The organism is Roseibium sp. MMSF_3544 (assembly GCF_030732845.1).
Classification (GTDB): Bacteria; Pseudomonadota; Alphaproteobacteria; order Rhizobiales; family Stappiaceae; genus Roseibium.
Map to the genome: position 1 here is coordinate 1 of NZ_JASHKA010000033.1, position 12,613 is coordinate 12,613.

The following is a 12,613-nucleotide window of genomic DNA, read 5'->3' on the forward strand; positions in this document are numbered from 1 at the left end:
AACGGCCGGGAATTCTGTGGCACCGAAACACACCCCTATGAACTCTATCTCGATCTCAACGGAATTGACCACAGGCGGACCAAGGTGAAAACACCTAAAACCAATGGGTTTGTTGAGCGTTTCAACGGCACGGTCCTGGACGAATTCTTCCGCATCAAGATGCGCGAAACCTTCTATGAAAGCGTCGAAGCTCTCCAGGCCGATCTCGACAAATGGCTGGTTCACTACAACACCGAAAGGCCTCATCTGGGCTACCGAAACCAGGGACGTAGACCAATCGAAACAATAAACCTATTTGTGAGCTAATAAGCTTAAGTGGACATCTAATTTTTTACGCTGATTCAACAATAATTATTACTTGTTAAAGTTGAAAATCTATAGAGTTATACAATAAGTGGGAATATAAAAATATATTATTTTTATTTCCTGGCAAGATAGTTCTTCGATTCTTCTAGAGAATTTCCGATCGTAGTATCCATGTCAATATACTGATAGGTGCCGAGTCTCCCGACAAATGTCGTCGACATTTCCATCTTTGCCCTTTCCTGATAACGCGAGAGCAGTTTTTTGTCATTCAATAACCGAACCGGATAGTAAGGTATGTCTCCAGGTTTTTGCTCGCGGCTGTATTCCCTATAGACAACTGTGAGCTGCTTATCTGATCTTTCTTCCCACGGTGCGAAATGGCGGTGCTCTGTTATTCTCGTGAACGGGATTCGATCATCAGGGTAGTTCATGACCGCAACCCCCTGAAAGTCGCCTACGGTTCTAATCTCTTCAAAGTCCAGTGTTCTATAGGTTAGTCTTCCCAAATCGTAACGAAAATACCGGTCGAGGGGCCCAGAGTAAAAGATGTGCTCGAATTCTTCATCGAGTTCTTCAAATGCACAGTTTAATCGCAGTTCAATTTTTTCGTGTTGCAGAATGTTTTTGACAATCTTGGTATAACCATCCTTCGGCATGCCCTGGAAAGGATGATCGAAATAATTGTCATCGTAACTAAATCGAAGCGGCAAGCGCTTGAGTATTGATGCTGGCAGGTCTTTTGGCTGAACCCCCCATTGCTTGATTGTGTAGCCACGAAAGAATTCTTCATAGATTTCTTTCCCAACAAATCGAAGCGCTTGATCTTCAAATGACTTGGGCTCTATCATCCCCCTTTGAACTTTCTGGTCAATAAAGTCTTTTGCTTCTTGAGGAGAAAGGCACGTTCCAAAGAACTGATTGATAGTGTGCAGATTGATGGGCAGAGAATAGACTTTCCCATTCACAGTCGCTTTGACTTGATGCCGAAAAGGCATGAAATCTCCGAAACGATTGACGTATTCCCAAACGTCCTGGTCCGCTGTGTGAAAAATGTGAGGTCCATAGCTATGGATCATGATCCCAGAATCTGAATCCCGTTCCGTATGGCAATTCCCTGCAAGATGACCACGCTCGTCAACCACCAAACAATTGGTGCCAGATTCCGCGAGTTCCCTTGCGATCACGGCGCCGCTGAAACCCGCGCCGACTACACAAACTCTCATGTCCTTCGCATGCCTTCAAAACGCTCGTTTGCCATCGATTTCAGACAACGATTGTGTATAACGAAATCCGATTTTGCCATCGTCAATCCGACACTAAATCCATCCAGGAAGTTTTCACGATGGCTGGCTTCGAGACCTCGTTCATTGCACTGTGGTTATCCCAGACAGGAAAAACTCCTTGTCGTTTCCTGCTTCAGACTGAAACCCATGTGTATAGCGAGCTGGCGCAACTCTGTGTCCGGTAGAGAAGTAATCCTTAGTTTTGATAAATTGGGCGACGCACTGGTTTTTTGTATGATGACGGATCGGACTTTTGATCGATAAGCTTGTCCAGAACGATGTCCAAGGACAGTTCTTGACCGCTTTTGGGATCGAAATACAAAGGGGTTGCAACGTATGCACCGTAGAAAACCTCTTCCTTACTCAACTTCCTACGGCGCCGCGGACATTGCAAAAGATCATCCGAGATACCCCAGCCTGCATAGAACGGGAGACCGGCTACTCTCACTTGTTTCCCTCGCAAAATGGCCTCGAAACCAGCCAGAGACGTCATGACGTAGACTTTGTCAAAGCGCGAGATATTGTCCCAGATAGACGTATCAATATCCAGAAAAGAGATTTTCCCGGTGACGCTTCGCGGGTCCGAGTAGCTTTTTCGAAGGCCCCTAGCGACATCGGGATGCGGGCGGTAGTAGACTCTGGAACCCGGGTTCTCTGCGAGCGCGAGTTGAATAAGATCTGTGTTAAACTTGATCCGTGGACTGCCTAATTTTATCGACGCGTCATCTTCGCACTGACCAAAAACAAGAATATTGCTTCCTTTGTCGGAGGGATCTTCGTCTTCGAATGCATTCCCCCTTAGATTGTACTTCGTGATCGAATTATTCCTTATTTTTTCGATTAGTGTTTTTGCAAGATGAATTTCTTCATCCTTGAACGAGTGATGATTCAAATAGTTTTCCACCGAAGATGGTTTGGTCGCGTCGAAATAGATACCACCCGTTTTGTCTAGCATGAGCGAATTTGGCAGGATGAAATCAGCGCCCAGACCGGTAGACCTGATGAAGGCGTCTTCCATTCGCCAAGTTTCGACATCGTTTTCCTCGAGCAATTCGACTAACGCACGCCTACCAAGTCCGCCCCAGACCACCGCTTTGACATTTGAGTTCCCTTGAATCGCCTGCGTTATTTTTCTGTCTTTGACATCTAGTGGAAAATACAAAAAACGCGTACTATTATTACTTTTAAGTAATCTTTGCGCCAACAACCTCATCCATGGTGAGAAATTTATCATCAATATTGTGTTCTTGGGTTTGCCTCGCACTATTCTAAAAGCTAGATTGTTAGAATACTCGATAGCAAACCACTCAAGCGACCTTTGAAACAGCTTCACGAGTTCATATCTGAATAATTTTGTTAAATAATACTTCATTGTATTCCAATTTTCAGGACCAAACGATGCAAAGGTAGTGTGACTTGTACAACGGCGTTCAAACTATTCAAAAATGCGCCATTTTTCCAGATTCAAACCGGGCTCTGTCGTGACTCTCTTCCAGAAAAGATTTCACCGGCAAGCGCGATCGCACAGGTTCGGAGGATTGCCTAAGCCACGCGCCTTACGAGAACGAACTGCGTGAACCTGTGTGAGATGTTCTAGGTCAGCTCTTTCTTATGCCGTTGCGAGTGGAAGAATTAAGCCTGTGCAGTTTTGGGTTCTGGCGGATCTGTCAAAATGGAGTGCATAATCCAAACGTCGCAAACCGCAAATGAGAGTGTTCTCAGCTTAGCTTCTTGACACCAAGTAATTTCAAAGCGCACTTAGCCGGATGGATCAAAGCAAGCGCTGGACCCCTACCGGATTGTGAAGCTTAGCTCCATAGGTGACTTTGAACGGCTATGAATCTCGGCTGTATAATTGGCTATCTCGATAATCTGCTCTTGAGAGTACCGCGTCGGAAAATGGACGAAAACAAAACACTCATACTCGTTAGAACGAACGGACAGTCCAGCGCTATCAGATGGTTAGAAGATCGAAATATCCAGAACCAGTTTTGCGTTCGGTACAGCTACTACGGAGATGAGCTTTCAAAACAAAACGTAGACCACTACTATTCCGGGGGAAAATGGTCTGGGATTTTCGATTTTTTTGAAGCCAATAAGGTTCTAAACGAATTCGAATATTTCTGGTTTCTCGATGACGATATTGAATCTACACCGGAAAATGCGCTTCTATTCCAGCGCACCGCAATCGAACATGGCTTTAAACTTGCACAACCCGCACTACTTCCTGATAGTTTTTTCGCTCATTCCATTACGCTCGCGAATCCACAGTTCAAGTTTCGCCGCACGAATTTTGTGGAGCTTATGATGCCATGGATGCATCGAAGCGTGCTTACAAGGGTATTGCCACTCTTCAAGGATCGACACGCGGCTTTGGGGTTGGATCTTTTCTGGCACCAGCTCACGGACGATCCAACAAACGACGTTGCGATTGTTGATGAAGCTCCGATGGGGCACTACAGACCCAGAAGGAAGCACCTCAGAACGAACCTGAACAAGCAAGCAATTAATATGTTTTCAGAGAAGAAAGAAACGATTGAGACGTTTAAAGTGAAAAGACAGCTCGCTGTCGTTCTGTCGGCCGTAAGCAAAGACGGAACATATCTAATCAGGGGCCCCAAATTATGGAGAGCGTTGCTTCGGGGATTCTTTCACGAGGACAATCGTAAACACAGCTCTGGAAGGGCTTTGTACAGCACCGCTTTTTCCCTATTTTTCCAAATGATGGCTAGAACAGACGCTAGGTGTTTCGATCAGGCGGCATACGAGCAGTTTATCGAGCATAGTTCCTAGTACGCTTGGTTCAGTGGTGCTCAAGTGCTGTTCAAGTATGACTTGCCGACGGCGTTAGAGATGCAAAGTTCAGCGGAGCTGAATGCATCAATTTGAGTCCAAAACGCCCTTGCCCTAGCCATCCGGAACAAAACGTTTGACGGCTTGCTCAGCGCTCCACAACGCGCACTCCATATAGCCACCGGAAAGGTAATCTCCGCATAGGTCTATTCCCGGCCGCTGATTGATCTGTTGGAGGAACTTCAAAGCCCTTTCATTGTGTCCAACGTCCATCAGGGGCACAGCATTGGGGACCTTGTGGACGTGGACATGAAGCAGATTTTGAGAACGCAAGGAAAACTCTTCGGAAATCTCTCGCAATACTCGATTCAAGATTTCGCTGTCGTCAAGAGCCAGCAATTCTTCGCTTGCCGGCGAACAAATCCAGGCCTGCAGAGCAGCATTCTTGCTTTGCATCATCTTTTCGTTTTTCTGCGAAGCGTCGACACAGAAACTCACGAGGCGATGGGGCGATGGTCTAAAGACGTAGGACCAAGTTCCCTCTTCCAAAGGATGATTCAAAAATAGTGTTACGACAATGGCGGGCGGGTGCTTTATTGAAGTCAGAAATGCACGCTCGTGAGACCAATCCTCTGGGAGAATATTTGCCGCCTCGGCGGGAGGCGTTGCTATTATTGTATGATCTGCAACTCTCTCTGGTCCATCTGCGAACCGAACTCCTTTTATGCAGTCTCGGTCTACAACAAGCTTCTCAACCGGCGAATTGTAATGAATGTCCAGTTCCTCTGCTAACCGCCTATGAAGTGATGCGACCCCATTGTTCAGCGTCAGGTAGTCCGTCATAACGACAATGCGCATTAGACGGATTAGATGAAGGTACGAAACAGAACTAGCTTCGGGTTCTACCAGTGCGCCTGCAGCAATTAGGGCGCGCGCGCCAAATTCCCATTCGAATGGTTCCGGGACAGCTTTTCCTGCCGGGATCCTGTCGATTGGCGTATCCGCTAGAACGGCGTATGGATCAATCCAATTAGAAGCGCAACGAAAGGCGCCCTTCAGGGTCATGACCAAGTTCGCCATAAGCGATCCAGCAGCAATGTAAGGTAGCTTGTGCCCAGTTGTAAATGATCCAGCCTTGACCCTATCGTCGAAAAAACGAGTTCGACCCTTTACCTTCGATAACTCTCCGTCGAGACCAACTCGTTTGATCAGGGCAAGGGCGCGCCGATAGTTGCTGTGAAAATATTGCGTCCCCACATCAACAATGTCATCCGTGTCCGGAGCTTTTAGTGTCAAAGCCCTGCCGCCAGCACGTGAAGAAGCTTCATAAATCTCGACCTGGTGACCGGCGTCCTTGAGCCAAACACCAGCTGCGAGGCCCGCAAGTCCCGCGCCGGCAATAACAATTTTCAAGGCTAAGGGCTCCGTTAGATCGACGCATAACAGTAAGCGCTTGTTTCGTTCATGAAGCAAAATACGCGCGAACCTGCCTCAATGAAACCGCCTTACATACATTCATTAGAGGCAACTTAAGTCGTGTTGGTTTTCACTATTCGTCCGCCCCGGTAAGCCTCACTTTCTTCAGTGCGCCAGTAGCTATCGGCCGGAATTCGAACTCCCAGTTGTCGCGCTTTTTCCAGCCGCGGAGGCATTTCTACGAATGCACCATGACTGTTTACGTCTCCTTCGACCAGTCTACGCGCAAATTCTGGCACTGCGACCCGGCGCCCTCTAGCTGAAAAGAAATTCCCTTTCACCTGAATGCTTGCTGCGAGCAGGCGCACGAAGTCATTCACAAGCGGCCGGTCGGGAGGAGTCGGTTTCTTCCAAAACTGGTCCAGGGGATTCTGACAGGTCATTCCGTCAACGTCGTAAACGGAAATGCCAAGCACCTTAACCGGAATTCCTTGCTGAAGCGCCTGGAGACCGGAGGTACTGTTTAGTAGAACCACACCTTTTGAATGCCTGAATAGTTCGACGAGATTGCCACCATCAATAACGATCACTCGGCTTTGGCACTGATATCTTTCGGCGGTTTGCCGAATGACCTTCGGCCACTGCTCAATACTGTTGTCGAGAGGATGAACCTTAAATACGAGATGTTGATCAGTTGGACTTGAACGGACAAATGAGCTGATAATCTCTTCGACCATTTCGCTCAGATGTAGATAGCCGGCGTGGTTTCGCACCTGATAATCATTCTGCATTTGCATAGGCACAACAAAATAGGATGCTTTGCGCCGTTTGAGGTCTTGGATTGTCAATCGCGCGTTCGTCTCGCGAAAGCGTGTCGTGAGTAGTCTTGGGATGTAGCTCGGGTAATCCCGAAACGGATGATAGTATCTATCCCTTTGATAAAATGGGAAAAACACTGGAAAGAGCGCCGGAACAAAGTTGTATGCCACTTCGTTGAATGCTTCGGAGAAAAAGGTGTAAGGGTAGTGCTCACCGGGTAGGTTTTGATCCAAGTCACTTGCCAGCTTACGTATGAGCGCTGGTTTATTCGGGAAATGCGAAAATGGGCCCATCGCGCCCCTTTCAAGTGTGATCCAATCCGGTCTCAGGTACCCGAATTCGTAAGAGAATGTGTTTATTTTCAACTCTCGTGAAATCTTGTAGGCAATCCGGTGGTAAGGTCTTTGGTCGGCATAATAAACTAGGTCTGTGATTTGTTTTTTCTTCAAATACGTTCTTAAGTAATCGGGCCAGTTCGCCAACGTCCCCCAATAGTTGTCGGCGCGCAAGCCAATTCGGTATCCCCAATCGGAAAGCGAAAGATTGATGATCGAGCAGTCCACATCGCTCTCTCGTAAATATTTGATGACTTGACGCCCAAAAAGGGAGGGATGTGATTGTAAAAATAAGAATTTTTTTGGGGTATCGCGTAAGTATTTACTCATTTTTCTCTAATATAATATTTAGTTATCCTGATTCTTTTCATGCTCGTAAATCGCCTCATCAATTTCGTCATATGCTTCGATTTTGCCGTTGCGAATGATACAACCGCTGTCGCAGAATTTCTTTATTGTTCTCGCGCTATGCGATACCATTATGATGTTTGACTTTTCAAGTTTATTTTCAAATACCATTCTACATTTTCTTTTGAAACGTAAATCGCCCACCGCAATTACTTCATCGATAAGATAGTAATCAAAATCGACTGCCATGCTGACTCCGAAAGCTAGGCGAGCCCGCATGCCGCTCGAATAAGTGTTAATCGGGAGTTGTATGGATTCACCAAGCTCCGAAAATTCTTTGACATACTCAGTGACTGCTTCCGTATCTTCTCCGTACATTCGCGCAACGAAACGAATATTCTCTAGCCCCGACATTTTGCCGTTGAAACCTCCACCAAAACCAAGCGGCCAAGAAACCCTGACTTCACGCCTAATCCTTCCTTGGTCCGGCAGCTCCGCGCCAGCAATTAGCCTCATAAGGGTCGACTTGCCAGCGCCGTTGTGGCCCAGTATTGCTACATTCTTCTTCGCAGGGAACGTGAAGCTTAGGTCATCAAGAATAGTCTTTCGAATTCCTTGCAATTGATAGGACTTATAGACGTTGATGAAATCAATCATCGTGCACGACTCTTTCTATACAATCGCTCACTCCCAAACCCAACTAGGAGTGAAATCAAGGTAAAAGCCAACACGTAAGGTTTATCGAGCACTACACTGTTGTAATTCGGATAATAGCCTTCACGCATCCACTCAACAAGATGCAATACTGGATTCCAAGAAAGTACATTTACAATTTCTGGTGGAAACTTATGTGGCACGTAAAATATTCCCGACATAAAAAACAAAGGCCTGCTCAGTATTCCCTCAATTTGCTTCCATGTACCAAAAACACTACATATAACTGCATAAGTTGTCCCAACACCCGTTCCTAGTAAAGAAGTTACAAAAATAGCAGCGGCAACTTCCTCAAAGTTAGCGGGCAGGTGGGCTAATTGTAGCGCTATTAGTCCACCGAAAAACAGAAACATAACTAAAATATAAGTAGCCAAGATTAGTATTGCTCTGGCAATAATTACGTCGAGCGCTTGTACCAGCGGATAAGTCATCAATGCTTGGTTTGCTTCAAAGGCTACCATTAGCGAAGTCGAAAGTTTTTTATACAGTTCAAAGGTCAAAAGACCTGTCGCAAAGAACAATGCCAAACTCGTTCCGAATGGCGCTACGCGACCCACAGCAGTGAATATGGCGGTTAAAAGTGCAACACCAACTGCTGGATTTAGTATTGCCCAAAGGTACCCTAGTTGCGAAGCGCCAAATGTTGTTCGCGTCTCTCGCAAAACCAGTGCACCGATCACCCGCCCTTGGGTTATTAGGACGCTATCCATCAAACACAACTCGCAAGTAGAGAACAGTTTTAATCTTCTAGCAACTAGCGTAGATGATCTCTTACCGAATAGACAATCAAAGCACCTATGCTCCATACCAAGAGCAACACTAACAAAAGAAGAAATGTGCTCAATAGTCGATTTGGGTAAATGGCGTATTCGGGGTATGCTGGACTGCGAAAAACGGCTAGGTATCGTTGTTGCCGATCAGCTTCTGATCTGGAACGTTCTAAGGAAGCCAGGGCCGTAACATATGCCTGTTGTGCAAACTCACGCTCGACTTCAAGTGTTTCAAAGTCAGATAGTAGGGCTGATAGAGGTGATGATTTGCTTTGGAATTCACCGGTGCCGACAGCTTCAGCCAGATCAGCTTTGTTCGAAGCGCCGCTTCCCCCAATCTCATATTGTTTTTTGCGGATTTGTTCCGAGATGGCCGCTTCCTGGCGCCGCAGTTGTGTAACAGCAGGTGAATTTTCGTCGATCGTACCCTTTAATATCGCAAGACGAGATCTGACCTCGATTAGCTGCCTTTCTAAATCTGCCACAATCTCAAGCTGAACTTCTGCATTTCTAGTTGGATCGATTGCGTTCTCGGTTTCTCTAAAATTTCGCAATTGGTTTCTGATCAAACGCAGACGTGTCTCGGCGGTTGAAACCTCTTCCTCTGCAAACCGAACTGCGTCTTTTCTTGCTTGCTCAGATAAATTGTTAATCAACTCGCCGCTGTATTTTAATACCAAGGCTGCAATGCCAAGCGCATCATCCGGATCAAATGCTTCCACTTCAAAAGATACAATTCCGGACGTGTTGTCGTAGCTAGGCGTAATCATCCAACTCCAGTAATTTACAATTTCTTCAATTGGCGCATCGGGGTTTAGCCGGTAGAAAAAATCGATATTTTGATTGCTGTACGCCGCTTTGAAATCGTAGTTTTTTTCCAGCCTTTCAATAAGCTCACGACTTCGGAGGTATTGCAACAATATATACGAGTCTGTTGTTGTCGTGCCGGTGCTTGACAGCCCAGACAAAGCACCCAGGAAATCTGATCCCGCCGATCCAACCCCATCAACACCCCGTACTGCAAATCCTGCGCCCGCAACGTATCGATCTGACGCTACAAATACAAAAAAAATAGTGCCCAAAAAAAATGGGATCAAAACACAAACAAAAAATGAAATTGCAAGTATCTTTCGCCGCAATTGCTGTGGGCGCGTTTTCTCAAACCTGCTACTCTTGTCTATTTCGGGGTTTTTGACCGGAAGTGGAATGATTGGAGCAGCTTTCGGCTTCATTGCTCTAGATTTACTTTCTTTACTTTTCATCATCCCCCTGTCAGGATTTTTCTTAACGACCTCGCGAGTCCTCGTGTTAACGGGCAGATTATTATCTGATGGACTTGTATTTTTGGTGATTGTTTCCCCGCTGCTCAAGGCTCTTGTTTCCTTGCCTCCAAGCGCTTCGTCTTTCGATTCCGTATCGAGTTTTCCAACCACGCTACTATGTTCCTTAGTTCTTTCGCGCCCCTTGGACATTTTTAATGACTTGGCTCAGTGCATTCCAGTCTAAATACCTAAATTACTACTGTTGGTTCAAATTTCACATGCTCAATACAGCGTGAAGGAAAATAAACTCACTGAACCACAACAGTCACAGCTAATCACGATCAAAATGTGACAACCGATGTCGACGATCGGCCAACAGCAAGAACATTGATCAAAATACGGGTAAACTTGTTCAGTTCCGCTCCATAGGCATTCGCGACATAGATGATGTCCTTGTCACGCAGCATGAACGATTGCGCGTAGAAATACGACTCAGCCTGACGCATGTTAACCTGGTAGATCACAGGAACGGCGCCTGTGGACGCAATTTTCGTCTCCGGTTTCATGCTTCGCACAAGCTCGGGGCTTTCATACCGGAAAACGTACATCCCTACAGAGTTCGCGCGCCCGTCTTCAAGTCCACCAACGCGGCCAAGAGCTTCAATTAGCGAGACTTCTCCCGCTTGCAGCGGATATTCACCTACCTTTGGAACTGCGCCAAACGCGGTAAAGGTCTGCGGTGTGTGCGCCAAATAAATCTGATCACCTGGCCGGACATAAATGTTTTCTCCCTGGTAATCGAAGACTGTTTTGAGGAGTTGGCGCCCCTGCTTGCCGCTTCGAATGAATGTTACGTAGGTTTCGCTAGCGTCGTGCGCGTTGCCTCCTGCTTTCGCAACCACATCAAGCAGTCTTTCACCACGAATTGCGAGCGGGTACTGGCCGGGTTTGTTCACGGCGCCGCTGACCGTCACTAAGCTGCTGGCGTTTTCCATCAGCGTGACAACGACCTGGGGGTCAACCGCCTTACCACCGAGAGCAATTTGGATGGCGTCCTGGAGCCGTTCGACAGATTTTCCTGCCGCGTGAACCTTTCCGACATAGGGAACGGTTATCGTTCCGCTCTGATTGACCACAAAGGGGCCAAGTTCGGCCCGGCCGCCATTTTCAGCGCGTGAGAACAAACCTTCCTCGCCAGGCTCCCAAACAACAACGGAAATGGTATCGCCAATGCCAATGATGTGACTCGGCGCCCATCTTTTTCCAGGAAAGTACTTTCCAAAACCACTTGGTTTATAGGCCCGTAATGCCGAAACAACATGTGCGTCGAGGGGAACAAGCTCAAAATTCAAACCGCTCGGCAAATTTCCGGACTGCGCTTCGATTTCGGCCGAGGTCGGTCCGGATGCTGGGATAAACGAGCATGCGGCCAAGCCCGAAGCGACAATCATTATCGAGATCAGGTAACCCACTCCCGTCAAAACTCTTTGAATCGAGCCCTTGTACCCACCGCACACCGACATCAAATGCTTCCAGACCAAGTTGCTGTAAGTTAATCTTTTTTCAGCTTCCGATAACCTATCGCGCAACGGTTTACAATATCCGAACGGTCCGGATTCAGTCTAAAATTTGACCCTGAGATCGACAATTTGACGAACTTCCAATCCGCATTGTGATACTGAGTTTTTCATCGTCGAGTGGAGGATGAAGTTTGCGGCGATAATAGTTTAGGCCTTGTTCGCAATGGTTGTAAAAAAGCATCAAATGGAAAAAATTTCATATTCGACAATCCTTATTACCGGAGCGAGTACGGGACTCGGCAAAGCCCTCGCTTTGTCCTTTGCTGAACCTGGCCTTCAATTGTTCTTGTCGGGCCGGAACTTGGAAGCCCTTGAGGCAACGGGAAAATCATGCCGGGAAAAAGGTGCTGCGGTCGAAATTGAACAAGTGGACGTTACCTCGTCCGATGAAGTCGAACGCTGGGTGAAAGGGATTTCTGACAAGACAAACATTGATCTAGCAATTGCAAATGCGGGGGTTCTGGATTCGCATGGTCCGGACCGCCAATTTGAGTCAGCCGACAAGGCTCTCAAGCAATTCGACACCAATCTTGGAGGCAGCGTTCGTTTCATCGCCAGCGTCGTTCCGCATATGCAAAAACAAAAACGCGGACAGATAGGCCTTATCTGCTCCATGTCCGCTCTTCAGCCGATTGCAGATATGCCCGCATACGCAGCCTCCAAAGCTGGCTTGGTCGCGTACGGAGAGGCAATCAGCCATTACCTTCATGACGATGGCATCGGCATTAGCGTTATATGTCCTGGATTCGTCAAGACAGCCATTGCCGGTGAGTTCGTCAGCTGGCGTCCGTTGGAAATCTCTGCCGATCGTGCCGCAGCATTGACCAAACGGGCAATTTTGCAACGCAAGGCTTTCAGCGCATTTCCGCTGTTGCTTTATTGGGTCATCCTGATAGGCAGGATTGTACCTTGGCGCTTTCGGCGCCTTACGACAAAAGCGTTCAACTACAAACGATGAACCCTAGTGGTGTGACTTTAGGTAACGTT

The 12,613-nt window shown here is 47.1% G+C and carries 11 protein-coding genes; 3 read left to right on the top strand and 8 right to left on the bottom strand.

Translation table 11 applies throughout. The annotated features are described in order from the left end of the window. A partial coding sequence (locus RBB47_RS28220; RefSeq protein WP_305989268.1) for an integrase core domain-containing protein occupies positions 1-306 on the top strand: 306 nt, incomplete at its 5' end. Between the two features lie 113 nt (positions 307-419). Here the strand turns inward: RBB47_RS28220 and glf are convergent. Then, positions 420-1,529 carry a UDP-galactopyranose mutase gene (glf, locus tag RBB47_RS28225; protein WP_305989269.1) on the bottom strand — a complete coding sequence of 370 codons (1,110 nt, stop codon included), beginning with the start codon at positions 1,527-1,529 and terminating at the stop codon, positions 420-422. A 256-nt stretch (positions 1,530-1,785) separates the two neighbouring features. Next, complete coding sequence (locus RBB47_RS28230) at positions 1,786-2,793, bottom strand: hypothetical protein (RefSeq protein ID WP_305989270.1); 1,008 nt, start codon at positions 2,791-2,793, stop codon at positions 1,786-1,788. A 695-nt stretch (positions 2,794-3,488) separates the two neighbouring features. Here RBB47_RS28230 and RBB47_RS28235 point away from each other — a divergent pair. Further along, the gene (locus tag RBB47_RS28235; protein WP_305989271.1) at positions 3,489-4,382 is read left to right on the top strand and encodes a hypothetical protein; all 894 of its coding nucleotides are present in this window, start codon (positions 3,489-3,491) and stop codon (positions 4,380-4,382) included. Between the two features lie 114 nt (positions 4,383-4,496). Here the strand turns inward: RBB47_RS28235 and RBB47_RS28240 are convergent, their stop codons facing one another. From RBB47_RS28240 to RBB47_RS28265, 6 genes are all read right to left on the bottom strand, one after another. Beyond that, complete coding sequence (locus tag RBB47_RS28240; protein WP_305989272.1) at positions 4,497-5,795, bottom strand: NAD(P)/FAD-dependent oxidoreductase; 1,299 nt, start codon at positions 5,793-5,795, stop codon at positions 4,497-4,499. A gap of 116 nt (positions 5,796-5,911) precedes the next feature. Then, the gene (locus RBB47_RS28245; protein ID WP_305989273.1) at positions 5,912-7,282 is read right to left on the bottom strand and encodes a capsule biosynthesis protein; all 1,371 of its coding nucleotides are present in this window, start codon (positions 7,280-7,282) and stop codon (positions 5,912-5,914) included. 18 nt (positions 7,283-7,300) lie between these two features. Continuing rightward, entirely contained in the window at positions 7,301-7,957 is a 657-nt protein-coding gene (locus RBB47_RS28250; protein ID WP_305989274.1) for an ABC transporter ATP-binding protein, read from the bottom strand. After that, entirely contained in the window at positions 7,954-8,724 is a 771-nt protein-coding gene (locus tag RBB47_RS28255) for an ABC transporter permease (RefSeq protein ID WP_305989275.1), read from the bottom strand. The genes RBB47_RS28250 and RBB47_RS28255 overlap by 4 nt, the downstream gene beginning before the upstream one ends. Positions 8,725-8,768: 44 nt before the next feature. Continuing rightward, complete coding sequence (locus tag RBB47_RS28260; protein ID WP_305989276.1) at positions 8,769-10,217, bottom strand: lipopolysaccharide biosynthesis protein; 1,449 nt, start codon at positions 10,215-10,217, stop codon at positions 8,769-8,771. 170 nt (positions 10,218-10,387) lie between these two features. Beyond that, complete coding sequence (locus tag RBB47_RS28265; RefSeq protein WP_305989277.1) at positions 10,388-11,518, bottom strand: polysaccharide biosynthesis/export family protein; 1,131 nt, start codon at positions 11,516-11,518, stop codon at positions 10,388-10,390. A gap of 292 nt (positions 11,519-11,810) precedes the next feature. Here RBB47_RS28265 and RBB47_RS28270 point away from each other — a divergent pair, with 292 nt between their 5' ends. Then, complete coding sequence (locus RBB47_RS28270) at positions 11,811-12,584, top strand: SDR family oxidoreductase (RefSeq protein WP_305989278.1); 774 nt, start codon at positions 11,811-11,813, stop codon at positions 12,582-12,584. Positions 12,585-12,613 lie beyond the last annotated feature (29 nt).